Origin of the sequence: Megasphaera sp. UBA4233 (assembly GCF_002395615.1) — a bacterium.
GTDB classification, from domain to species: domain Bacteria; phylum Bacillota; class Negativicutes; order Veillonellales; family Megasphaeraceae; genus Megasphaera; species Megasphaera hexanoica.
Genome location: NZ_DGXL01000019.1, coordinates 169,818 through 193,947, shown reverse-complemented (window position 1 = coordinate 193,947; position 24,130 = coordinate 169,818). Strand labels below are relative to the sequence as shown.

The 24,130-nt window shown below is 52.7% G+C and carries 18 protein-coding genes, 1 tRNA gene and 1 other annotated feature; of the genes, 6 read left to right on the top strand and 13 right to left on the bottom strand.

Going from position 1 to position 24,130, the window contains the following annotated elements:
* Nucleotides 1-4: 4 nt before the first annotated feature.
* Nucleotides 5-379 carry a YraN family protein gene (locus tag B2U90_RS05760; RefSeq protein ID WP_292017331.1) on the bottom strand — a complete coding sequence of 125 codons (375 nt, stop codon included), beginning with the start codon at nucleotides 377-379 and terminating at the stop codon, nucleotides 5-7.
* Between the two features lie 247 nt (nucleotides 380-626).
* Between B2U90_RS05760 and rarD the strand changes: the two genes are divergently transcribed.
* The 3 genes from rarD (at nucleotide 627) to B2U90_RS05745 (ending at nucleotide 3,060) form a co-directional block, all read left to right on the top strand.
* Nucleotides 627-1,559: an EamA family transporter RarD gene (gene rarD, locus B2U90_RS05755; RefSeq protein ID WP_234995454.1), complete on the top strand. Its 933-nt coding sequence runs from the start codon at nucleotides 627-629 to the stop codon at nucleotides 1,557-1,559.
* 125 nt (nucleotides 1,560-1,684) lie between these two features.
* Nucleotides 1,685-2,851, top strand: coding sequence for an iron-containing alcohol dehydrogenase (locus B2U90_RS05750; RefSeq protein WP_240937131.1), 1,167 nt, complete (start codon nucleotides 1,685-1,687; stop codon nucleotides 2,849-2,851).
* 134 nt (nucleotides 2,852-2,985) lie between these two features.
* Nucleotides 2,986-3,060, top strand: a tRNA-Ile gene (locus B2U90_RS05745).
* Between the two features lie 133 nt (nucleotides 3,061-3,193).
* On the opposite strand, the gene B2U90_RS05740 is transcribed toward B2U90_RS05745, so the two are convergent.
* Entirely contained in the window at nucleotides 3,194-3,685 is a 492-nt protein-coding gene (locus B2U90_RS05740; protein ID WP_206084978.1) for a MogA/MoaB family molybdenum cofactor biosynthesis protein, read from the bottom strand.
* Between the two features lie 48 nt (nucleotides 3,686-3,733).
* Entirely contained in the window at nucleotides 3,734-4,342 is a 609-nt protein-coding gene (locus tag B2U90_RS05735) for a hypothetical protein (RefSeq protein ID WP_292017330.1), read from the bottom strand.
* 154 nt (nucleotides 4,343-4,496) lie between these two features.
* Between B2U90_RS05735 and B2U90_RS05730 the strand changes: the two genes are divergently transcribed.
* Both B2U90_RS05730 and B2U90_RS05725 read left to right on the top strand, forming a co-directional pair.
* Nucleotides 4,497-4,979: a hypothetical protein gene (locus B2U90_RS05730; protein WP_059075315.1), complete on the top strand. Its 483-nt coding sequence runs from the start codon at nucleotides 4,497-4,499 to the stop codon at nucleotides 4,977-4,979.
* Between the two features lie 5 nt (nucleotides 4,980-4,984).
* A complete protein-coding gene (locus B2U90_RS05725) occupies nucleotides 4,985-5,953 on the top strand; it encodes an exonuclease domain-containing protein (protein ID WP_236699606.1) in 969 nt (322 codons plus the stop codon).
* Between the two features lie 104 nt (nucleotides 5,954-6,057).
* Here the strand turns inward: B2U90_RS05725 and B2U90_RS05720 are convergent, their stop codons facing one another.
* From B2U90_RS05720 to trpS, 8 genes are all read right to left on the bottom strand, one after another.
* Nucleotides 6,058-6,789 (bottom strand): alpha/beta fold hydrolase, encoded by a 732-nt coding sequence (locus B2U90_RS05720; RefSeq protein WP_292017329.1) that lies wholly within the window; start codon nucleotides 6,787-6,789, stop codon nucleotides 6,058-6,060.
* A gap of 54 nt (nucleotides 6,790-6,843) precedes the next feature.
* Nucleotides 6,844-7,299, bottom strand: a complete 456-nt coding sequence (locus B2U90_RS05715; RefSeq protein WP_113855665.1) for a hypothetical protein — start codon at nucleotides 7,297-7,299, stop codon at nucleotides 6,844-6,846.
* A gap of 8 nt (nucleotides 7,300-7,307) precedes the next feature.
* Nucleotides 7,308-8,357, bottom strand: coding sequence for a flotillin-like protein FloA (gene floA / locus B2U90_RS05710; protein WP_075582425.1), 1,050 nt, complete (start codon nucleotides 8,355-8,357; stop codon nucleotides 7,308-7,310).
* Nucleotides 8,358-8,368: 11 nt separating this feature from the next.
* Entirely contained in the window at nucleotides 8,369-9,682 is a 1,314-nt protein-coding gene (locus B2U90_RS05705) for an NfeD family protein (RefSeq protein ID WP_113855664.1), read from the bottom strand.
* Nucleotides 9,683-9,700: 18 nt separating this feature from the next.
* Nucleotides 9,701-10,102 (bottom strand): hypothetical protein, encoded by a 402-nt coding sequence (locus tag B2U90_RS05700; protein ID WP_113855663.1) that lies wholly within the window; start codon nucleotides 10,100-10,102, stop codon nucleotides 9,701-9,703.
* 173 nt (nucleotides 10,103-10,275) lie between these two features.
* Entirely contained in the window at nucleotides 10,276-11,049 is a 774-nt protein-coding gene (locus B2U90_RS05695) for a TatD family hydrolase (protein ID WP_170087523.1), read from the bottom strand.
* A 17-nt stretch (nucleotides 11,050-11,066) separates the two neighbouring features.
* Entirely contained in the window at nucleotides 11,067-11,657 is a 591-nt protein-coding gene (yfbR, locus tag B2U90_RS05690; RefSeq protein WP_292017328.1) for a 5'-deoxynucleotidase, read from the bottom strand.
* A gap of 9 nt (nucleotides 11,658-11,666) precedes the next feature.
* Nucleotides 11,667-12,653 carry a tryptophan--tRNA ligase gene (gene trpS, locus B2U90_RS05685; RefSeq protein ID WP_075581265.1) on the bottom strand — a complete coding sequence of 329 codons (987 nt, stop codon included), beginning with the start codon at nucleotides 12,651-12,653 and terminating at the stop codon, nucleotides 11,667-11,669.
* Between the two features lie 44 nt (nucleotides 12,654-12,697).
* Nucleotides 12,698-12,936: a binding site (T-box leader), on the bottom strand.
* Between the two features lie 119 nt (nucleotides 12,937-13,055).
* On the opposite strand from trpS, the gene B2U90_RS05680 reads away from it, so the two are divergent.
* Complete coding sequence (locus B2U90_RS05680) at nucleotides 13,056-14,366, top strand: purple acid phosphatase family protein (protein ID WP_292017327.1); 1,311 nt, start codon at nucleotides 13,056-13,058, stop codon at nucleotides 14,364-14,366.
* A gap of 82 nt (nucleotides 14,367-14,448) precedes the next feature.
* Here B2U90_RS05680 and B2U90_RS05675 read toward each other — a convergent pair whose 3' ends face one another.
* Nucleotides 14,449-17,856, bottom strand: a complete 3,408-nt coding sequence (locus B2U90_RS05675; RefSeq protein WP_292017326.1) for an S-layer homology domain-containing protein — start codon at nucleotides 17,854-17,856, stop codon at nucleotides 14,449-14,451.
* Nucleotides 17,853-23,834: an ESPR-type extended signal peptide-containing protein gene (locus tag B2U90_RS05670; protein ID WP_292017323.1), complete on the bottom strand. Its 5,982-nt coding sequence runs from the start codon at nucleotides 23,832-23,834 to the stop codon at nucleotides 17,853-17,855. Before B2U90_RS05670 ends, B2U90_RS05675 begins: the two co-directional genes overlap by 4 nt.
* Nucleotides 23,835-24,130 lie beyond the last annotated feature (296 nt).

Below are 24,130 nucleotides of genomic sequence, written 5' to 3'. Positions count from 1 at the left end.
ACCCTCACATCCCCGGCCAGAACGCATGCCGGATATGATGAAGCCGCAGCGCCCCTCCCGGACCCGGCATGACTTCGATGACATCAAACCGGCACGGCACATCCCATAACCGGTACCGTGCCATATAGGACTGGGCCGTTATTTTTAATTTAAACTGTTTATGCTGTGCTACGGCCTCTGCCGGATATCCGTAACACAAGGAACGCCTCGTCTTCACTTCAACGAACACAATCGTATCGCAATCGCAGGCAATAATATCGATTTCCCCCAGCCGGGTCCGGTAATTGCGTTGCAGGATACGATATCCGCACTGGCGCTTCAGGTAAAGGGCAGCCCGCTCTTCTCCCGCCTTCCCCAGTTCTTTTTCCGGATCACTCATAATAACCTGTCTCCTTTATCCATTCCTTTCCCATATATGATACCAACGGAAGATTAACGTTACCTGAAAATACGATGAGCTCTACATTAGAAAAAAACGGTTTTATTAAAAGTAAATTAGAATTCCCGCATTTCCCTTGCTTTTTTTCATGATTTATGATTTCCCCTGCGGATGAGTATATTTATACTTCTATTTATGATACAATGTCACATATCGTCACATATCTCAAAAAAAGGAGCCCTGTCCCATGATAAAAGGCATCAACGTCTACTACATATACTTCATGCTCAGTCAGGTCATCTGGGGAGTCCTGCCAGCATTCTGGATTCTGCTGCGCGATCTATCTCCCCTGTATACACTGGCATCACGCATCGTCTGGTCCTCCGTCCTTTGCTTTATCCTGATCATGCACAAGCATCTCCTGTCCAATCTGACAGGGCTTTGCCATCAGCGGAAGCAATGGCCGTATATAGCCGGTGCCTGCCTGCTCGTTACCATCAACTGGGGGGCGTTTATCTACGCCATGACCCGTGGCTTCATCCTCCAGGCAAGTCTGGCTTATTTCATCAATCCCATTGTGGTCATCTTTTTTGGCGGCCTGATTTTTCATGAAACCATCAGTCTGATGCAGAAATTATCCATGTTCCTGGCGGCTTCCGGCCTGGTGCTGGCATTCTGCTTATACGGCCAGGTCCCCTATTTGTCATTCATCATCTGCCTGTCCTGGGCATCGTACAGTCTCCTGAAGAAAAAAATCGTCCTCGACAGTCAGGTTTCCGTTTTTATTGAATCGTTCTCCATGGTACCGCTGTCCCTGTTATTCATCTGTTTCAGTGAAATGCACGGTACAGGGGCTATCGGGACATTTCACGGCCTACAGTGGCTCCTGCTTCCGGCAACGGGCATTGTCACGGCCATTCCCATGATGCTCTTTACAGCCGGCGTCAAAGGCGTTCCTATCACCGTCTCTGGCATCCTCATGTACTGCTCACCCAGCATCACTCTGGTAATCGGCCTGCTGAGCGGTGAAGTCATGACACGGCCGATGCTGGTCGCCTTTATATTCGCCTGGATAGCCGTCGCCATCTATATCACCGGGATTTACCGCACGATGAAACAGATACACAGCCGGGAGGGGGTGCAGGCTATCCGTTCCCATACACAGGAAATACATAAATAATACAGATCCGGCTGATTTTCACATAACGGAGCGCCTGTTTTATGGTATACTAAATACTAGAATGGTAAGCAATTCTCCCTGGAGAGGGACAAAAAAATACTACATTATCTATCGAGGGTGATTCTATGTTTAATCTGCATGTACCTACACGCGTTCTCTTTGGCTGTGGCCAGCTCAATGAGCTCCATGCACAGCCTATGCCCGGCAAAAAAGCCATGATTATCGTATCCAATGGCAAATCCGTAAAGGTCAATGGCTATCTGGCCCGCACGGAAGAACAACTCCGTCAGGCCGGCGTAGAAACGGTCCTCTATGATAAGATTGAAGCCAATCCATTGCGCCAGACCGTAACGGCAGGCGGACAAATGGCAGCTGCTTCCGGTGCTGACTTTCTCGTCGCCCTCGGTGGCGGCAGTGTCATCGACGCCTCCAAGGGCATTGCCGTCGTGGCAACGAATGGCGGTGACGTCTGGGATTACATTACCAACGGTACCGGCAAGGGAATGCCTATCAAAAAAACTCCGCTTCCCATCATTGCCATTACAACTACGGCAGGCACGGGATCAGAAACCGACATGGGGGGCGTCATTACCAATCAGGAAACAAAAGAAAAAACGCCGATTAAAGGGCCCCAGCTCTTCCCGCAGCTCGCCATTATCGATCCGGAACTCATGGCATCCGTACCTCCCCGTTTCACCGCCTATCAGGGATTCGATGCCCTGTTCCACAATATCGAAGGATACATTGCCAATAAATCCAGCCTTATGAGTGAAATGATCGCCCTTACGGCGATTGAGGCCATCAGCCAGTATCTTCCCATTGCCGTTGCGGATGGAAAAAATCTGACAGCCCGCGAAAAAGTGGCATTCGGCAGCTATCTGGGTGGCCTGGAAATGGTCGTATGCTCCACCGTAAGCGAACATTCCATGGAACATTCCCTCAGTGCCTTCCATCAGGAACTTCCCCATGGCGCCGGCCTGATCATGCTCAGCGAAGCTTATTTCACCTATTTTATTGAACATCACGTCTGTGACGGCCGTTTCATCCGCCTGGCTCAGGCTCTGGGTATGACCGAAGCAACAGAACCGAAGGATTTCATCACAGCCCTGCTGCGGCTGCAGAAAGACTGTGGCGTAGCTGATCTGAAGATGTCCGATTACGGCATTACTCCCGATGAATTTCCTCAGATGGCCCGCATTGCCAAATCGGCTATGGCCTTCCTGTTCAAGAGCGACCGCATCGACCTGTCCGAAGCCGATGTCGTGGAAATCTATCAGAAAGCCTACAAATAATCTACTGGTACGGAAAAGAGGAACGTCCCGGCGTTCCTCTTTTTTCACTGATACCTCCCAAACTTCTCCTTGACGTACAGTGGCTAGTCGTATTATAATGTTTTGGTAGGTTTCCCCGTGAAATCTCATTACATGGGCCTATAGCTCAGCGGTAGAGCCCCCGGCTCATAACCGGTTGGTCCTTGGTTCGAATCCAAGTAGGCCCACCAGCTCATGTAGGTAAAATCCCTGTAATCATACGATTACAGGGATTTTGCTTGTATAAGACAAATGAAACCGTCCCCATAGTCCGGCCGTCTGCAGGCAGATTATGGGGACGGTTTTTTCCCTCATCCGTTCCCTTTATTTTTGCAGTTCTTCATACAGGTGGAACACTTCTGGTAAAATGATTTTTTCCATGCCCAGTTTAATCAGTCTCGGCAGCCCGGGCAGGCAGAATATCAGACACTGGCGGCAGATTCCGGCACTGGAACGATATGCCAGGGACTGTACACCACAATCATTACGGTACGCCATGGCCGTCATGAGACCGGCAAATCCCGGAACCGGCTTGTCAAAAAGAGGTTCTATCGTCTCCAGCGTCACGTCCCGTTTTGCCAGTCCCGTACCCCCGCTGGTAATGACGACATCGACACTGCAGACCCATTCGTGAAGATGATTCAGTATTTCATCCCGGTCGTCGCGGACAATCTGGTAATCGACTACCTGATGACCGCCCTGGGTAAGAGCGGATTGTATCATTAATCCATTCGTATCATTGGAAAATGTCCGGCTGCTGCTGATCGTCAGTATGGCAGCCCGTAAAGGATGTTCTTCGGTTAATGTTTTGGTCAAAATAATACCTCCTCTGTAAATTGCGCTTCGTTATCCCATATTTCTGCACTATATTTCCGTTTCTGCCTGTAACGCCTCTTCCAGTGTTGCACCGTGCAACAACGACTGGAGAAAGGCCGGCATTGTTTCCCTTGTGGCTATAGTACCATGATATACTTTTTCTTTCATTCCGGCAACATGAATCTGCTGTCCATCAAAGGCCAGACTCAGGCGGCAGTTTCCCTCACAGGGAAACGGTTCTGCGCCTCTGCGCCAGATAATATGCGCCTGGTGCTGCCAGGGGACCGGTTCCGTCACGCCGCATAAATCAGCTGCTACAAACATTCCATTATCTGCCCCGATTCGTGCCGCCTGCCCTGCAAACTGCTGATACGATGCATCAGAACGGGCCGCTCCCGGAGAAATATACAATAGCATATAATCTTCCCAAAAGACATGATCCGTCAGGAATTCTTCACCGGGCAGTTCATTTTCACAAACAAACGAATCATCCCATCCGTAATGACGGCATACTCGGCTGCTTCCCGCACCTCCGTTGACGGGTACCAGAGACAGGCCGGCCCGCTGAAAGGAGGCAATCCGTTTCTCCTCGTCTCTCTTCAGCGCTTCATCTGCTTCCCACCGGGAAAAAGGCAGACCAATATATAAAACAGACACTATATCACTCCCAATTCATCTTTCTCTATATATAATTCGACTTCAATCGGCAAACTCCTGTTTGCTACCTATTACGGATATTTATGTTTAATCTGCTCCAATATCTGCTATAATATATGGTATCTGAATTACACATTCAAAGGAGAAGATCGACATGTTTAAAAAAATAGCATCTGCCCTTATGGTAGCGGCTGCTTTTGGCTGCACACTGGCCTCAGCCATGTTTTTTGATGACAACCCCCGTTACATCCAGGTGGGCCACGATGAAATGACCGAATCCTACATTGATATGAATTCCATCAATTCCATCCGTTACGACCCTCCCTATTATGTCATCCAGGCCACCGTACTGACTTATGACTACTCTACAAATACGGCGACAGGTTATCAGAACAATTTCTTCTATAACTTTAACGCCCAGACGGTCCGGACGCAGACATTGTCTACGATGACCTACGATACGCTGAAAGGCACCCCATCGGCACAAACCATCAATCCCGACCCGGAAGTTGCGACGACAGATCGCTATTCCGTCAACGGCAAAGCAGCAGACAATGCCTTTTTCAATTGCTATAATATGACATTCTATCATACCTTCGATAAAAAGAAAGATGCCAAAAACAGCGAAAGGAACTGATAGCCATGGATATGAACACTTTACTTCATTACGGCGGTATGATTGTCTCCTTTCTGTTTGTCGCTGCCGTCCTCTACTCTATGATTATGGCCATCCGGCGGCGCAGCCGTAAGCAGAAAGCGAAGGAAGCCGTAGAAAAACGCACTCATATCAAAATCCAGAATCTTCACCAGTTCGATATCAAGCCGTCTGACGGATATTACAAGTATCCCATCGGCCCCGTTGAATACACGCGGCGCAAGCCTCAGCGGTTTACTGCTGTCTCTATTGAACTGGCTTCCCGGCAGCCCTACTCCATCTGTCTCATAGGCTTTGCTGAATTTGCCGGCGGTGAACTAAAGGATCAGCATTATTTTTATATCCAGCCTCCGGAAAAAGATTTGCGTGACTTAAAAAATCCCGATGTAACTTGGGAACTCCTGAGCAAAGCCGACGAATTTGGCGAATACTGGAATGCCGGCATGAAAGACTATTTTATCGGCCACACGCTGGTCTGCCACAATGCGCCTTACGTCATCGGCTGTATCACCCACGCCCTTACCGTATTTGGCATCAAGCCGCCGGAATTTCGTTTTATCGATACTCTGGAAATAGCAAAAAAACTGTACACCTTTGATTCCCATAAACTGGATGCCATTTGTGAAGAAATGGGTATTGATCTGGATATGCACAACAGCCTGAGTGAAGCCCGGGCTATCGGCCAGTTTTTCTATAAATCCTGCAAGGAATTTCCCATGTATATCCCGCGTATTTACTACGCCAATGGAACCCCTTCAAAAGAAGAGCTGGAAGCCAGTGTCATTGCCGTCGTCGAACGGGAAGAAGCCCGTCCGGAAGACATGTTCGATCCCCGCCCGGTAGACGAAGTGCTCCTGAAAGGGCTGGTGGATAAAAAATATCTCGAACCGGGAAAAGAAGAAGGTACGTATTACGCAACGGATGAAGGCCTCGATTTTTCCGAAAGCCTTCCCTGATGATCACGCATAAAACTCCATCGTATTTCGCTTTTTGTTTGCCGTAGATAAAGGAACGGCCTGCCACATGATAGGAGAAAACCATCATGGGACAGGTCGTTTTCTTATAATACGTCGGTAAGCCAGTTTACGGCATCGCCCATCATATTCGTCGTGACAAAATGCTTCAACCCCGGATAAGTGATGAACCGGCTCCGTACGCCTGCCAGGATATACAGCTTATCCATATAGTAGGATTGGGCCATGGGGTCAACCGTATCGTCATTGCCGGCAGTCAACGCCAGCACCGAACGGCCTTCCAGGTTTTCCGTATGAGTGTACGGATCCCACCGGCTGATTTCATGGCGCAGTTGCGGAAGAAAATCCATCGGTTCCAGCGGCAGTCCTGCCCGGAAACGGCGGTCTGATTCATCCCACCAGCCGGAGCCATTCATGGCGACTGCCGCCTGTATATCCCGGTTCCACGTCATAACCCCCAGAGCCGTAAATCCGCCCATGGAATGTCCCATGACGGCCAGCGGCACATCATCATGCCAGGTTTTGGCATAGGCGATGACCTGCGGCGCTTCACGGAGATTCTGGAATATGGTCTGCCAGAATTTCCCATACGCTGCCGGATTTTCTTCGTAATCGATGATGCCCCGCTCCCCGTGATGGATGGCCTCGGGAATCAGCACATCATACCCGTATGCTGCCAGAATATGGCCGCGCAGGGACTGCAGTTCTTTTGTCGATGTCCAGCCATGATAAAAAATGACTACGCCTTTTACATCTTCATGACACGCTATTTTCAGGCAGGGAATGTTCCCTATGTATATTTTTTCTTCTGTAATCATATCGTTTACCTCAAGTAAAACACGGCCGTCAGCAATCTGCCAGCGGCCGTATCTTTATTTTCTATCCCGCAGGGAAACAGGTTTCTGCAGTAGTTCCGACCAGACAAGACCTGCATAGATATCCCGTGCTTCACCGGAGAGCCCGCTCCAGGCCGGCGGCTGGACATAGGAATATACGACGGCAGGAGCGCCGGGAACGGTGACTGGTTCCGCTGTCGTGCCGATAGCCGCAGCGGCCGGACGGTGATTGCCTTCCAGGCGTCCCGTATCGGCTGGCGCCGGATTCCGCGTTCCCTGCCCGGCCGTACGCATTTTCCCCTGTTCCGGGGCCTGTCCGGTTTGTGAAGCTCTCTGCGGAGATGGCTCCGGTCTCGTCTGCTTTTGCCGCTGCGGCGTATCTATAGGGCTGCTGCGGCGCTTTCCCCGGTGCGGATAACGTCTTTTACGGCGCAGGGCATCGGGCAGGGAAAACAAGAGCATGAGAAGGATTATGGCAATAATATATTCCATACCATCACCTACTTATCAGCCGGTGTTTCCGGAGCAGGCGTCACGGGATGGCCCGATACAGCCGACGGCTGCGCCTTGGCCTTCGGTATGCCTGCCTTGGCTACGGCATCGCGCATCTTGGTATCGGCCATGACGTTGCGCATAGTGTAATAATCCATGACGCCCAGATTTCCTTCACGGAACGCCTGGGCGATAGCCAGCGGTACTTCTGCCTGGGCTTCGACGACCTTGGCCTGCATTTCCTGCGTATAGGCCTGCATTTCCTGTTCCTTTGCCACAGCCATGGCCCGCCGTTCTTCGGCTTTGGCCTGGGCAATCTGTTTATCGGCTTCAGCCTGATCGGTCTGCAGACGGGCGCCGATATTACGGCCTACGTCGACATCGGCAATATCAATGGACAGGATTTCAAAGGCCGTTCCTGCATCCAGTCCCTTGCTGAGGACGGTCTTACTGATTTCATCCGGATTTTCCAGGACCTGTGAATGGTCCGCTGCCGAGCCGACGCTGGTAACGATGCCTTCCCCGACACGGGCAATGACCGTCGCCTCCCCGGCACCACCGACGAGGCGGTCGATATTGGCCCGCACCGTGACCCGGGCCCGTACTTTAAGTTCGATGCCATTCTGGGCAACGGCCGAAATAAACGGCGTTTCAATGACTTTTGGGTTGACACTCATCTGTACCGCTTCCAGGACATCCCGGCCGGCCAGATCGATAGCGCAGGCCCTTTCAAAGGTCAGGGACATAGTCGCCCGGTGGGCGGCTATCAGGGCATCGACCACGCGGTCTACATCCCCGCCGGCCAGATAATGCGCTTCCAGCTGATTGACATTGACGTCGAGACCGGCCTTGTTCGCTTTGACCAGGGGAAGGATGATCTTAGACGGAACGACGCGGCGCAGGCGCATGCCGATAAGATTGACGATACCTACGGAAACGCCGGCCGCCATCGCTGAAATCCACAGTCCCAGTGGCACGAAATGGAGAAATAATGAAATAACGATGATAGCAGCGACAATAACAAACAGCGGCGCTGCTAAAAGAGATAACATAGACATAACCTACCTCCTTATGGACCAGGCGGCACCGGTTCGACGACGACCCGGGCACCTTCGACTTTGATGACGCGCACGGCTACATCCCGGTCTATGAAGCCTCCGCTCGAAACGGCATCGACCCGTTCTTTGCCAATGCGGATCGTACCGGCCGGACGCAGGATAGTAATCGTCGTACCGCGCTGAAACAGATACTTGCTCTTATCTTCCTGTGATGTATAACCTTTTTCTTTCGTAGACCGGGTCGTCAGGGCCACTTTGGCAAACAACCGGCTTTTAGGCAGGTGTCTTCCCAGGATGTAAAACAGGATGACGGCAATGACGATGCCGCCAGCCAGGATATACAGTGCCTGCACCGTCGCCCCGAGCATCCAGAACAGACTGCCAAAGAGCAGCAGGATGCCAGCCACACCAAAGATGCCGATTCCCGGCGTAACCAGTTCCAGGGCAATGAGGACCAGACCGCCGATAAAAGCCCCGATGACCTTCAGATCATCGGCCAGTGTGCCATCGCCGGATATGAGCATAACCCCTCCCAGCAGGCAGGCCGTTACCAGTCCGACACCGATACCGGCTGTTTTGATTTCGATAAGGACCGCCGCCAGGATAAGCCCGACAAACAGCATGCGGACGTATTCATTCTGAAGCATCCCCAGCGTTTCATCCTTCCAGTTCCGGTCTTCATAATACACGGTCGCATCGTCCAGACTGAACAGATGCAGTGCTTCTTCCGCCGTATCCGCCGTTCCTTCCGACAAATTCAGCTCCCGGGCCTGTACGTCCGTGAGCGCAAGGATTTCGCCGGCATCGGCATATCCGGGCAGGCCGTCTTTTTTATCGACCATCGCTTCGGCAATGCGGGGATTATGGCCATTATCAGCGGCCGTCGTACTGAATTCCGATTTCAGGGCGGCAATATTTTTTTCCGTCGCCGGTATGGGTTCTGCCGCGCCTATGCTGCTTCCCGGTGCCATGACGATATGGCGGCAGGCGATGGCAATCAACGCTCCGGCTGACCAGGCCCGTGACGTGACGAGGGCAATTGTCGGGATGGATGTTTCCCGCAAAAGATCACGGATGCGCAGCGCACTGTCTACACGGCCGCCCTGCGTATTGATACGAACGACGATGGCCTTATCTCCGTTTTCTTCCGCCCGGCTGATACCGCGCTGCACCAGTGCTGCCTGGCTGCCATCGATTTCACCGGAAATGGAAATGACCCGGGCAGACTCTGCTTCCTGTGCCCATGCAGCAGGCCCCGTCACGGCCGCGGTCAGGCAAAAACATACGATACACACGAAAAAACGTATGGCTACAGCAAACCTCATGAGTTCACCTCCGCTTACTTATTCGTTCCTTGTTCTGGGCGGGACAGACTTAAAGTACCCGGCAGCCTGCATTTCTGCCAGCTCGTCATCGGATAACGTACGCGCCGCATGACGCTCCGCTTCTTCTACCGGCTGGGAACGGACAATGGCAATCTTATCGAGAACGGCATTATATATATCGGCAGGCTTGTTTTCTTTCAGCCAGTCCAGCATATGTTCCACCCATTGCCGGCAGGACCACGATTCTTCACCATGATTATGTCCGCGCAGAATCTGTATCTGCACTTTTTCCGGAATCTTGGCGATCAGCCAGTTCCACATTTCATAATGAATTAAAAACGTATATTTGGCATCGATCTCGCGCAGATTCTTTTCATGAAGCTCTAATTCATAGCGGGACCAGAATAAGCCAATTGTCATTCCCATTACCTCCTAACAAGGATGTTTTATGTTGAAAAAGTCCTTGCCTGCGCAAGTACTTCTTTATACAATTCTATACATTTTCCCAAATTCCTGCAACTACAGAAAAAATACCATAAAAAGAAGGCTGAAACAGAAACTCATGTACTGTTCAGCCTTCTCCGCTGCTTCCGTCATAAACGGAACAATTTTTCTGTATTTTTCTTAGCCTGCTCAATCAGATCTCCGACCGGCACATCCATATACGAAGCAAGTGTCTGCGCCACGTAGACAATATTATTGGGGACATTGGTCCGTGGCAGGTGATATCCCCGCGGTGTCAGATAGGGCGCATCCGTTTCCAGCAGCACTCTGTCCAGAGGAAGAATCGATACGGCATCGCGCAGGTCATCGGCCCGCCGTTCGTCACAGATCCAGCCTGTAATACCTATATAAAATCCCATATCGAGCAGTGTCTCTAATGTTTTCCTGTCGCCGGTATAACAATGTACGACGGACTGGGAGCAGATGGCTTCATGTCCGGAAAAACAGGAAATGAAATCACGGGCAGCGTCCCGTTCATGGAGAAACATGGGCTTATCCAGCTCTTCCGCCAGGGCGATGAGCTCTTTGAAAAAATGGAGCTGGTTCTCTTTTGTCGAATACATGCGGTCGTAATCAAGACCCGTTTCCCCTACGGCGACGACTCTGGGATTGGTCGTTACGATGCGCCGGATTTCTGCTATATCGGCCTCTTTCGCTTCGTCTGCTGCATGCGGATGGATTCCGGCTGTCCCATAGGCATTGTGCTGTTTGACAAAATCATCGACCTTACGGTTTTCCCGGTCCTCGGACCCGGTAAGGATACAGCAGATTCCATCGGCTGCCGCATCAGCCAGGATGCGTTCCGGCTTAGTAAAAGACCGGGTAAACAGATTGAGACCAATATCATAATAAGTAATATCCATATCACACCTCACGCTGGTCAGGATCCGCCATTCATGTCATCCAGAGACAGGAGAAAACTCGGCGCATAGTCGCGGAGAAACTGCTCTACCTCCGGCATTCCCAGGTCACGCAGACGGGCTCCGATGGTTTCATATGCTTCATTAAATTCGTTGTTGCCGGCATGTTTTTCCTGAAGGCATTTTAAGTACGCGCTCAATGTATCAGCCGCCTTGACAAAGGGCCATACAGGATCTTCTTCAGCATGACAGATCAGCTGTTCATAATCAGGCTGCAAATCCTCTGGCAGCGTTTCGACAAGCCGTTTCTGTGCCAGCTGTTCCACTTCGCCATAGGTCCTGCGCATGACCGGGCTGAAGTACTTGACCGGCGTCGGCATATCACCAGTAAAGACTTCACTGGCATCGTGATACAGCGCCAGCAGGACGGCCCGTCCGGCATCTACAGTGCCGCCATCAGCATAATATGTATTGTGTAACAGGCAGAGGTGATAGGCAATCATCGCCGTCTGCAGCGTATGCTCCTGCACATTTTCTTCGATGGTGTTACGCATCAGGCTCCAGCGGCGGATAAATTTCATGCGCGCCAAAATGGCAAAGAAATGGCTCATATGTACTCCTTATTTACGGTACAGACCCATAGCCCGGCAGGCTTTCACATAAGTGACATTGGCCTTGGCATGGGCTTTCTTGGCGCCTTCGTCGAGGATGGCATCCAGTTCGGGATCGCCTACGAGCTGATGATAGCGCTGCTGGATCGGTTCCAGTACGGAAATGACAGCATCGGCTACATCTTTCTTGAATGCTCCGTAGCCTTTGCCTTCGTAGGCTTTTTCAATATCTTCATGGCTCTGGTCGGTCACGGCCGAGAGAATTTCAATCAGGTTGGAAATACCGGGCTGGCAGTCCGTGTCATAACGCACGGTATTCAGGCTGTCCGTCTGGGCCCGTTTGATTTTCTTTTCAATATCTTTGGGATCGTCGAGAAGATAAATAGTAGCCGTCGTATTGGAATCGGACTTGCTCATTTTCTTCGTCGGTTCCTGCAGGCTCATGACACGAGTGCCATCGTGGCCGAGCAGGATCTGGGGCAGTTTAAATACGTCCCCGTACAGACGGTTGAACCGCTGTGCCAGGTCACGGGTAATTTCCATATGCTGCTTCTGATCATCGCCAACGGGAACGTAGTCAGCCTGATACAGCAGGATGTCTGCCGCCATCAGGGGCGGATAGGTCAAAAGACCGGCCGGAATGGAATCGCCCCGTTTGGAAGCTTTATCCTTATACTGGGTCATCCGTTCCAGTTCACCTACATAAGAAGATGTAATCATGATCCAGCCGAGCTGTACGTGTTCCGGAACTTCCGACTGTACGAACAGCGTCGCTTTCTGCGGATCCAGACCGGAAGCGATATAAATAGCCGCCAGCTGACGGGTCCGTTCATGGAGAAGCTGCGGATCCTGCGGCACGGTGATAGCATGCTGATTGACGATGCAGTAATAACATTCATTGGCATCCTGTAATTTAGAAAAATTACGCAGTGCACCCAGATAATTCCCTAATGTAAGATTGCCACTCGGCTGTATACCTGAAAAGATAATAGACATGATTGTTTTCCTCCTGTCAATAAAAAAACCTTCCATCCCTTATATATAGGGACGAAAGGAAAGTATTTCCGCGGTACCACCCTGGTTGGCATAATGCCCGGCTCTTACATGCACATCATCATGCACTCTTTCCTGGTAACGGTGAAAGTTCCGGCCTGTCATACTGACTTCTGACAGCCTCTCCCGGGCCCATTCCTTCTTTCTCCTCCTGCCGGACTTCCACCCTCACCGGCTCGCTGAAAGGGGTATGAAAGAGCTACTTGCTCCCGCTCATCGAGTTTCTTTATATATACAGGTATTGTAGTCCCGAATACGTACCATGTCAAGAAGCATTTTGTAAAAAAAGTCTTGACTTAAAGCTCACTCCATGTGCTAAAATAAGCCATCACAGGAGGAATGTATATGAAATTAACGCGAAAAAAAATTATATTGACTGCCCTTCCCCTAGTGGCAGCCGCTCTCATAGGAGCTTATTTCTTTATCCCCGGTTCCAAAGCCGTGGCCCGTCAGGGCATACAAGTCACCAAAGCAGCAGCCGCTCACTACGATCTGACCAGCGATGTCGATGCCTCTCACGTACGCCAGATTATCACCCGTGACAGCATGACGAGCCGCACCATCATGTGGCAGTCTGATTTTTCCGAAGAGCCGGCACTGGTCGAATACCGCGTCAAGGGATCTGATGGCGACGTGTTCCAGCAGCAGGCGACAAATGAAGCCTTTAACGACGATGATACGACGACCTACGTCCACAGCGCATTGCTGCAGGACCTCACACCGGGAACGACGTACGAATACCGCGTCGGATACGGAGAAAAACGGACGGAATGGCAGGAATTCCAGACGGCCCGGGGAAATGATTTCAAAGCCCTCATCTTCCCTGATTCCCAATCGAGTGATTACAGTTACTGGGCGGCTACGGCTCAACCGGCCTGGCAGCGCAACAACGATGCCCAGTTTTTCATCAATATGGGCGATCTCGTAGATAACGGGCAGGACCACTATCAGTGGAATGCCTGGTTCGATGTCGTCGGCCCCATGATCCGCCGCATCCCCGTAGTCCCACTCATGGGAAACCACGAAACGTACAACCGCGACTGGAAGGTACGGATGCCCGAAGCCTATCTCCATCTCTTCTCTCTGCCCGGCGTCCCTAAATCGTATCAAAACCAGTTCTATTCTTTCGATTATGGAGATGTTCATTTCGTCGTCCTCAATACGCAGGCATCGGAACTGGCTGACTGGCAGCCACAGCTCAACGAAGATCAGGCAGCCTGGTTCCGCCAGGATATGGCAAAAACGACGAAGAAATGGAAAGTCGTCCTCATGCACAAGGATCCACTGCAATACGGATTCGCCAGCCGGCCCCAGCCACGGGAAGAAGGATTTTCCCAGGAAGGCACATTCTGGATGCCCCTCTTTGATGAAACGGGCGTAGACGTCGTCCTTTCCGCCCACCTGCACACCTACCGTGACCGGGGACACATCAGGAATTTCCAGCGCGATCCGTCGGGACCGCTCTACATCATTACCGGCGTAGCTGGCAACGTCCAGTATCCCGGCCTCTGGAAACAGCACAGTCTGGATGAATATGTAGCGCCCCAGCCGGAAACAGATAATTATATGACTATGGAAGCTACAGAAAATCAGCTGACATTCCAGAGTTTCCTGCCTGACGGCACACTGTTGGAACGCACGGCTGTAGAAAAATAACACATACACCGGATAAAAGTAAAACGGAGCAATCCGGCAGACAAATGAGTCTGTCAGACTGCTCCGTTTATTTGCGTACATTCTATTTTCTGTCTTTGACGCGGACACGCTGTACCGTCGGCTGACCTTTATCGTCGCGATGGATCGTGTCGATCCGGATGTACTGGAGTTCCGGTGAAAATTCTCTGACCAGTTTACTCAGTTCCGGATCCGTGCTTCCCACACCGCTTTCAACGATGCGGTATACGATGGCTGCAAATTCGTAGCGGGTCATCATGCGGTCCCCTTTGAATTCGCCATCGGGATACCCTTCAAGAATCCCTTTCTTAGCCAGTGTCGTCACATACTGGTACGCCCAGTGGTTTTCTGCCACATCAGGGAAGAGGGCACTCTTTTCCGGACCTTCCGCCATGCCGTGCATGCTTTCCAGTTTGGCAATGAGGGCATCCTGTTCGGCCATATGGCGGCGCATGGCTTCCATTTCCTTTGCCATGGCTACGCGGGACGTGGAAATGTGATTGCCCTGTCCCAGTTTGATGCTGACGCCGGCATTGAACATGTTTTCCCCGCCGCCGAAGGATCCGCCGATACTGAACATAGTGTCTTCGTTGGGGCGGTAGTACGCTCCGACAGCTGCCGCATTGGCTCCCCGGTAATGCCCATAGCCTGCGGCAAAGTCCCACTTGTCATCGGGGTCGAAGTCCAGCGGATGGAGAGCTGCCAAAGCCGCCGAGCCGGCACCGACGCGGTCTACGCGGGTTCCCAGCTTATTCACAGTCCCGCCCAGATAGGAAATAGCCTGATCGGCCGCATAGAGTTGGCTGCCGTTGACGGCATCGGTCGAGTCCTTGCTGATTTTGCCCGGTGCAACGCCTTCAATCTTGTTGCCGCCCATATTGACATCACCCTGCTGGATGGTGATATCCTGATGGGTGCTGTCGCCGGTCTTGACGGTCAGCCCGCTGTTGTTGATGGTGGTGCCCCCGGTGGTCACGCTGGTGAGGCCGGTCAGATCCTTAGCCAGACGGACGTTCAGCGTATCATCGGCGCCTTTGACGATACCGATATTGTTATCACTGCTTACATCCTTGGCGCCGCCCTGGATCTTCAGGGTATCGCCCAGGCCTACAGTGACATTCTGGCCATCATCGCCCTGGAATACCCGGCCGCTGTCCACCTTGTCGCTGACAGTCTTCAGCTGGTCTTCCGTGGCGGCCCGGCCGTTCTGGATGTGTTCACCATCCCAGTTCCGATTGTTCAGGCCATTCAGGAAATTGCCCGTGGCCGGGTTGTTGTCCCCAGCCCCATTGGCCTGTTGGCCCAGGGTCAGGGTCTTGTCTCCGGAACCGATGGTCACCTGGCCCTCAGAGCCTTTGACGCTAACCTGTTTGGTGGCATCATTGCCAAGGGTAATATCATCATTCAGGTTCACCGTATGGTCATCCTTCACGGTGATGTTCTTGCCGCTCCTGGCCTCAGAAGCCTTCGCTTCATCCTTGGCCAGCTGCTTCACATCCCCGATGCTGGCGGCATTGTTGTCGCCGGCATCGGTATACTGTTTCCCGTCGATGCCGCTGGCGATATTGGTGATCTGCTTGGATCCGCCGTTGATACCCTGATCCGTAATGGTGATGCCACCCACTTTCACCTTGTTGGTATCCACTCCATCTTGATTGATGGTGGTGTTCCCGGCTTTCACACTGCCATCGGTTCCCAGGTCCACATCCTTCTTCAAAGAGACTTCCAGAGCATCGCCATTGACTTTCGTCTGGATGTTCTTTCCATCACCCTTGACGGTCACCGTCTGCCCCAGGTCTTTCTTCACAGTATTACCCGTTTCATCTGCTAGACCGAATCCGCCCTTTTCAGCGCCCTTGATTTCGCCAATGGCCTGGCTCAGCTGGCCTTCTGTGGCGGCGCGGTTTTCCACAATATTGTCTTTGTCCCAGGCCTTGTTGTCCAGGCCGGTGATGTAGTTTCCGGTCTGCGGCTGATCTGCAGTGCTGCCATCCGACTTTTTGCCAGTAACGGTCTGGTTGCCGATGGTGATTTTGGAATTCGTATCCGTACCTTCGCCCACCGTGACTTTGGTGAAGTCCGGCGTATCGGTCATGACGATTTCCAGGCCATCGCCCTCTTCATTGCTGCGAACGCCCAGGTTCCTGCCGGATGCCTTTTTCAGTGCATCCCCATCGGTGATGCCGCCTGTAAGGGACAGGGTGGAATTGAGCTTTTTAGCGACTTCCTTCCCGTCATTGCCCACGAACTTCAGGCCGTCATCCAGGGTAGCCACGGTCTGGGGGGTGCCGCCATCCTTATCGGTATAGACAATGCGTGTCATATCGGTCCCGGCAAGGTTTTCCTTACCGGTCTTACCGTCTTTTCCTGCCTGTCCTTTTTCCGTCCTGATGATGGTGGTGCTGTATCCCTGCTTGCCGTCGGCTCCCGGCAGACCATCCTTGCCGGTCAGACCAAGGGTGCCTTCCTGGCCGTCAGCTCCATCTTTCCCCAGATTCAATTTGTCATTGAGCTTGATGTTGTAGGTCAGCACTCCATCGCTGTCTCTCCTGGCCGCAATCATCAGATTGCCATTCTGGGTATCATATTCCCCATAGGCATTGGCTCCCGGATCAGCTGTTGCCGGATTCGATTTGTCATTGACCGTGACCACCGTACGCTTGCCGGCGACCGTAGTGGCATTGTTGATAGCTTCGCTGACTTTGGCCAGCTGGTCTTCCGTAGCAGCCCGGCCACTGACATAATCTGGATCCGTTACACTCCAGTCCTTATTGGACAGACCGATCGTATAGTTGCCATCAACAGGATGGTTGCCCTTGTTGGTGGTCAGTTCCGTATTGGTGAAGTGACCAATCTTGGCATCTCCCGCCTGCAGGGTACCATCATCCAGATTTACATGTTTGGCCAGCTGGATGTAGAGCTTGCCATTATCATCTTTTGTCACACCGATATTGGCATCCGTCAGATCACCTTTGGCTTTCCCTACGATATCCAGCCGTTCATTGAGTTTCCTGGTGATGACTTTTGAAGCATCATTCTGGCCGTCATCCCCGGCGAACTTCAGACCATCATCCAAGGTGGCTACCGTATGAGTATCCTTCCCGTCGGTGCCGTCCTGGCCGTTCTGGTAAACGATGCGGGTGATGTCCGTGCCATCCACGCCAGGTTTGCCGTTCTTGCCATCAGCACCTGTCTGGCCCTTTTCGGTGCGGATAAGGGTGGTCGTGATGCCATCAGCACCGTCTTTGCCGTTGATGCCGATGTACCCATCCTTGCCGTCTTTCCCAGCTTTACCTTCCTGGCCTACCACTACGCTGTCCGCGGAAATATTCTTGTCCATGAGCACATGGATGGTGGTGTTGCCTTCTGCATCCTGTTCCACAGAAGTCAGCAGGTTTTTGCCGGAGTATTTATCCAGTGTTTTATCCCCAGCACCGGTGATGTTGATGGTGCTGCCCAGCTGGTTGGTCACCGGGTTGGAACCGCTTTCCGCCCCTTCTGGTTGGCGCCGAACTTGAGACCTTTCCCCAGTTCTTCGAAGCCACCGATGGTGATGTCGCTGGCATCCGTTCCATCCCCATTCTGGACCTTCAGAGTCACTGTACCAGTTTTCGTATCAACCGTGTACTTTCCATTAGAACCAGCTGCCGGGTTCTGCACCAGATGGAGATCATGTTTCAGTACATTGCCCAAATCGATGGAAATCTTTTGGGGATTCCCATTTTCATCCCTGTCATTCCGGGTCAGTTCCAGTGTCTTCCCATCATCAGTTACCGTTCCATTTGTCACATAATAGTCGTGAAGGCCAGTGATTTCAATCTTTGAGGTCTTATTGTTTTCTGTCAGGGTAAGTTTTCCCGTACCATCATTGACCGTAGGCTGACCATTGTCGCTACCGCCATCCGTATGATAGGCCACTTCCCCGCCAGTAACGTATACATCACCGGCAACGGTACCCTGCTTAATGTCGTCCGCGACTTTTTTCAGCTGATCTTCCGTAGCCGCACGGCCGCTCTGGATTTTGTTGCTGTCCCAGTTGATATTCTTTAGCCCTGTAATGTAATCATTTTCATCCGGGTTGGCACTGTCTCCCCCAGACTGCTTGCCAATCACGATACCGCCGGTATATCCGCCTTGGCCGTCCGCATCTCCGCCTGTCCGTACAGTGTTGAACCGCACATCGTCGGCGGTGGCAATAGTCACCGTATCCCCGGTGCCTCCCAGTTCGATGTTCTGGCCAGCCGCAAGGTTCACCACACGGCTGGTGGGCGTCACATCTTTCCGCTTGGTTCCGTCCACTTCCAGTTCCCATCCCTTGTTCACCGTATCGATGACTGGCTGAACGGTGCTGCTGGCGATATTCTTCACATCGCCGATATTGGCGCCGTTGGTATCCGTGTTGTAGGTCGGTTTGCCATCAGCCGTGCCGTCCGCACCGCTGCCCATGTTGGTGACCTGATTGCCGCCGTAGGAAATCTTATCGCCGTTAATGACCACATTCTTTGTTTCATCGGCTGCATCGTTGGTAATCTTGATGCCGCTATCATCCATGACGGTCTTGCCGGTGGTGACGGAGGTCAAATCCTTCAGGTCCTTGGCCAGTTTCACCGTCAGGGTATCGGTGCCGTTGGAGACCACACCGATGTTTCCGTCGGTGAGGCTGTCCTTATTGGTCACGCCGCCGTTGATGGTGGTCTTTTCATTCATCTTGCGGCCAAAGCCGGCGGTGTCCGGCGTGCCGTCGTCCTTGATGTCGCCGGCGTAGATTTGGCCGTCGTCCATGGTGGCCAGTTCATAGGTATGGCCCTGTTCGTCCTTATAGTGGAGACGGGTAGCCGCCGGGTCATTGCCGGACGTGGTGATGTTCTGGCTGTCGGTCAGGGTCTTGGCGCCGTAATGGACATTGGTGTCCGCCTTGGCTGCCTTGCCGTCCTTGTCCGTCAGGTCCGGATTGCCGGCAAAAATCACATCACTGGTGGTCACGGACGTAAAGGCAGGATTTTCATCCATGAGGATGGAAATATCGCCATTTTCCGCAATGCGGGTGGTCAGATTCTTCGTGCTGTATCTGTGGTTGTCAGTTTCATCGCTGGCCTTGATGGCAATGGTGTCCCCCAGTTTCCGGCTGACCACCTTGTAGCCTTTGTAGTTGTCCGTGGTATTGGAAGCATCCTTGGTGTTGGTGGTGAAGCCGAGGCCTGCCGCTTTCAGCTGGGCCACGTTGACGGCATCTGTATCCAGGGAACCGGCCGCCACACCAGTGATCTGGCGGGTCAGGAGGCTGCCTTCCGTGTCGTTGCCGATGGCAATGGCGTTGGCATTGGCAACCCAGGCCGCAGAAGCCTCTGTAGTGGCATTTCCAGTCAGCACATCGTACCCCTTGGAACCGCCGGAACGGTTGGCCACAGCCCCGCTGCCCAGAGCCACGCTGTCTGCCAATTTGGCCTGGGCCCCATTTCCGATGGCGGCGGCATTGGTGGCTGACTCTGCGACTGTGCCGCCTAGGGCGGCCAGGGAGTTCTTGGCGGCGGCGATGGAGCTAACGCCAAATGCAGTGGAGGCTTCGCCGGAAGCAATGCTGTTTTCGCCCCAGACGGTGGCATTGGCATTGCTCAGGATATGATAGCCATTGGCCCCGGCGGTGGCCTGTTTCAGTGTCACATCCGCAGAGGCCGTGTTTCCTACCGTTACCGTACCGTCTGTCCCGATGGTGGCAGAGCGGATATTACCGCGGTAGTCACGGATATAGGTATTGCCATCCGTTCCCTGAAGCAATACGTAGCTGTGGGTTTCCCCTCCAGGAATGGTGTAGGTTACGGATTTTGTATGGCCGCTGCCATCCAGATAGGCCAGGTTGCCGCGGGCGTCCATCTTTTCACGGGAAAGCTCGATGGGATTGCCATTTGTATCTTTGACAACGCGGCCATTCTTGAGATTTGTCTGATAGATAATATTTGTATAGGCACCGTTGTCGTCCAGCACAGCGCCGGCTACGTTATCGGTGCCAAAAGCGGCCGTATTCATGCCGGCTGCTACGGTGCTGTTGCCGAAAGCGGTGGAATATTCACCTAAGGCTTCCGTACGGTTGCCAAAGGCGGTGGAACCGTAGTTGTTAGCTACCGCTTCATTGCCAAAGGCGACGGAGTTCTGTCCGGAAGCTGTTGCCAGCTGACCAAAGGCCGTAGCGTTGGCACCGGATGCGGTGGTGCGCTCTCCAAAGGCAGTGGCCCGTTTCTCTACAGCCCTGGTCTGCCAGCCAAAGGCGGTGGAATTGGTACCGCTGGCCGTGGTCCGTTCGCCGAAGGACAGGGCATTATCCCCGCTGGCCACATTGTCGGCCTGCTCGGCGGTGGTATCGGTCTGCTGACCGCCAAAGGCCAGGGCATAGCGGCCAGTGGCTTTGCCATACTGGCCGATGACCGTGGCGCCCTTGCCTTCCGCTTTGGCGCCATAGCCGATGGCTACGGCGTTTTCGCCACTGGCTCCAGCGCTGACTCCGGCTGCCATGGAATTCTTGGCTATAGCGCCTCCATTAGTGTAGTTGGTATCTGTTTCCGTATCGGGAGACCAGACGCTGTAGTCATGCATATTGACCTTCTGGGTAGCGGCTTTCAGCTGGGCCACGTTGACAGCATCCGTATCGAGAGTACCAGCAGCCAGATTGTTCAGCTGACGGGTAATGGCGGAGGCTGTGATGTTGTCATCGTCATCCCGTTCTTCCGCCCGACCGAAGGAAACGGCTTCGTCGGTAGAGTACCAGGCCGCTGATTTGTCTTCAGAAGCCATTCCTGTCAGCGGGTCATAGCCTTCGACGTTCTTGTCAGCACCGGATTTGGAATTTTTCCCCAATACGATGGAATTGGCCCGCCAGGCATTGGTCTCTTCCCCGATGGCAATGGCGTTTTCTCCCCAGGCCCCGCTTTTCTGGCCCAGAGCAATGGCGTGAGCATTGGTCCCGGCGCCAGATCCCAGGGCAATGCTGTAATCCCCCCAGGCTCCGCCTCCGCCCAAAGAGACTGCATTTTGTCCCGTAGCGTTGGAACTTGCTCCCACCGCAGCAGATTGATAGCCGGAAGACTGGGCCCCATAGCCTACAGCCGTGCCCGTATTGGAGGCTTTGGTCCCTTCCCCTACGCCGGTACTTGCATATGATACATTGGAATTGTGGCCCAAAGCCACGCCATATTGTCCATTCACGGTAGCATTGGAACCGATGGCTGCCGCATCGCTGGCACTGATGTGGGCGCCGCCGATGGCAGTGGAATTAGAAATATTGTCCCAGTAAGAATCACCGGCCGTAGAATTATTCCCAATAACCGTTAAATTCGTCCCATTGGCATTGGCCCCGCCAATGGCCGTAGTATTACTTCCCTGGGCAGAAGTCCCATAGCCCAGGGCCGTGGAATGGTCTCCTGAAGCCGTCGAGTTGTTGCCTACCGCCGTGGTATAGGCATAGGTAGCATTGGCCCCCTGGCCTACTGCAGTAGAATACACGTTACCAGCGTGGCCACCCACAGCCGTACTCTGGGAACCAGTAGCTGCGGAACCATTGCCTACGGCCGTTGCCTGAGAATTTGTGGCAACACCGCCTATGGAAACTGCCTGCCCGCCCGTGGCCGAACCGCCTACGGCGATGGCCTGACCGCCACTGGTCGAGGAACCGGCCCCGATGGCAATATCGTTGGTGTTGGTGGTGTGGCCTCCGATGGCAATGGAGTTATCCCCTCCAGCACTGGCAGGATTGCTAGATTTACCCTGCATCTCTGAACCGATGGCAATGGAATTCTTTCCGATGGCATGGCCGCCTATAGAAGTGGAATAAGATCCCTGGGCAGTGGATCCATACCCAACTTCTACAGAATATTCTCCTTTAGCATGACCACCAACAGCTACCGAATAATTACTTTGGGCCGTGGAATCGGTTCCTACCTGCACCGCATGAGATCCCTGGGTATGACCGCCTACAGCCACAGAGCCTTCCTGCTGGGCGCTGGTCCCGGAACCGATGGCCACACTGTTCAAACCGCTGGCCACAGCCCGGTATCCATACGCAGAAGCGTTCGTACCGGAAGCATAGGTATTTGTACCCACAGCCGTAGCCCTATCTCCTGTTGCCACAGCACTGACCCCGGCGGCCAGGGCATTGTCCCCGGTGGCGCCATCGTTCAGGTAGTTGTTGCCCCCGGCTGCATCCGTAGCTTCCGTGGTCTTGACGCTGTAGTAATGGGTCATGGCATTTTTCAGCTGGGCCAGGTTCACGGCGTCGCTGTCTTCACTGCCGGCGGCCACATTGGTAATCTGACGGCTGGCACCGCCATTGCCAATGGAAAGGGCCCCTTCCCCGGACTGCCAGGCCACGTCGCTCTTTGTGGAGGCCGTGCCGGTCTTGGGATCCCAGCCAGTGACGCCGCCGGAACGGTCTGCCTGGGACCCTTTCCCCAGGGCAATGGCTCCTTCTGCACTGGCCAGGGTTTCCTTGCCCAGAGCAATGGTATTTTCTCCGGAAGCCACAGCCGTATCCCCGATGGCCACCGCCGAATTGTTAGCCGTGGTATTATACCCCACCGCTACGGCATTGCTGCCATTGGCCGTCACTTTGGTGCCCGCAGCGATGGAATTGTCCGCCGACTGGTATAAAGTCACAGCATAAAGGGAATCCGCATTGTCTTCTTTTGTGTAGTGATAGACCGGTTTGCCCTGGGTATCTTTATCTGCCAGGGAAACATCGCTGGTGATTTCCGTCTTGGTCACTTCTTCCCCGGTATCCGGATTCTTTTCCGTATAGGTGTGGACATACTGGGGAGTACTGGTCTTATTCCCATCCCCATCCCGGAATACCTGGGGCACCGTGGTAGGTTTGCCGTCCTTATCCTTGTACCAGGCGGCCTTGCCTGCATCGGCGGTCTTGTTCCCATCTGCATCAGCATAATAGATGACGGGTTTGTCAGTAATCTTGGCTTCATTTCCGATGGCGGTGGAGCTGTCTCCTTCGGCATGGCTTTTGTAGCCGATGGCCGTGGCCCCTCCGGATTCGGTAGAAATATCCAGAGGATGGGCCTGGCCCTCTCCATCCACCAGTTTCGTATTGGCATCTGCCAGAGGCTGCCCGTTTTCCTCTTCTTTCTGATTGGGCCTCAAGGTATCCGTGTTGGTGCCGATAGTGGTATTGTTTTGACCCTTAGCATTTGCTCCTTCTGCAACGGTGTCTTTCCCAATAATGAGATTTCCCTGCGCATCATAGGTTGCGATACCGCTATTACCCAGATCTACTGGCTCCGTCGCCAGAGCATAGGACGACAGACAGAGAGTAATGGCCAATGTCAATGCACAAATCCGGCTCCCGCTGTGCATCCGCTGTGACTGTTCTTTTCCATGGCTCTTAGCCAGTTCCGATACGACGACATAACAATTTCTTACTTTGTTGTAAATGACTTTGTAAATTTTGTTCATAAAGTCCCCACCCTCATTTACAGATATTCAATTCCCTATCTTTTGTATCATATCATTTACAATATAATTACCATAATATTGTAAAAATCATTACTATTTTAAACCTTAATCTCTGATATGAGTCAAACAACATAATGTTTCCGTATTCATATATGTATTTATGCTATAAAAATAACATTATAATAATTACGCTCTATCAATAAGCTGTACCAAATGGGAATAAAGCTCTCGTTATAGTCTATTTTCTAACATCTCTATAAGAAATGACAATATATGACAATTTTACTTTTTTATCT

Excerpts from the sequence above, each read along its gene's own strand:
- B2U90_RS05760 (WP_292017331.1), bottom strand. The coding sequence starts at position 379 with ATGAGTGATCCGGAAAAAGAACTGGGGAAGGCGGGAGAAGAGCGGGCT.
- rarD (WP_234995454.1), top strand. The coding sequence starts at position 627 with ATGATAAAAGGCATCAACGTCTACTACATATACTTCATGCTCAGTCAG.
- B2U90_RS05750 (WP_240937131.1), top strand. The coding sequence starts at position 1,685 with ATGTTTAATCTGCATGTACCTACACGCGTTCTCTTTGGCTGTGGCCAG.
- B2U90_RS05730 (WP_059075315.1), top strand. The coding sequence starts at position 4,497 with ATGTTTAAAAAAATAGCATCTGCCCTTATGGTAGCGGCTGCTTTTGGC.
- B2U90_RS05725 (WP_236699606.1), top strand. The coding sequence starts at position 4,985 with ATGGATATGAACACTTTACTTCATTACGGCGGTATGATTGTCTCCTTT.
- B2U90_RS05720 (WP_292017329.1), bottom strand. The coding sequence starts at position 6,789 with ATGATTACAGAAGAAAAAATATACATAGGGAACATTCCCTGCCTGAAA.
- B2U90_RS05715 (WP_113855665.1), bottom strand. The coding sequence starts at position 7,299 with ATGGAATATATTATTGCCATAATCCTTCTCATGCTCTTGTTTTCCCTG.
- floA (WP_075582425.1), bottom strand. The coding sequence starts at position 8,357 with ATGTCTATGTTATCTCTTTTAGCAGCGCCGCTGTTTGTTATTGTCGCT.
- B2U90_RS05705 (WP_113855664.1), bottom strand. The coding sequence starts at position 9,682 with ATGAGGTTTGCTGTAGCCATACGTTTTTTCGTGTGTATCGTATGTTTT.
- B2U90_RS05700 (WP_113855663.1), bottom strand. The coding sequence starts at position 10,102 with ATGACAATTGGCTTATTCTGGTCCCGCTATGAATTAGAGCTTCATGAA.
- B2U90_RS05695 (WP_170087523.1), bottom strand. The coding sequence starts at position 11,049 with ATGGATATTACTTATTATGATATTGGTCTCAATCTGTTTACCCGGTCT.
- yfbR (WP_292017328.1), bottom strand. The coding sequence starts at position 11,657 with ATGAGCCATTTCTTTGCCATTTTGGCGCGCATGAAATTTATCCGCCGC.
- trpS (WP_075581265.1), bottom strand. The coding sequence starts at position 12,653 with ATGTCTATTATCTTTTCAGGTATACAGCCGAGTGGCAATCTTACATTA.
- B2U90_RS05680 (WP_292017327.1), top strand. The coding sequence starts at position 13,056 with ATGAAATTAACGCGAAAAAAAATTATATTGACTGCCCTTCCCCTAGTG.
- B2U90_RS05670 (WP_292017323.1), bottom strand. The coding sequence starts at position 23,834 with ATGAACAAAATTTACAAAGTCATTTACAACAAAGTAAGAAATTGTTAT.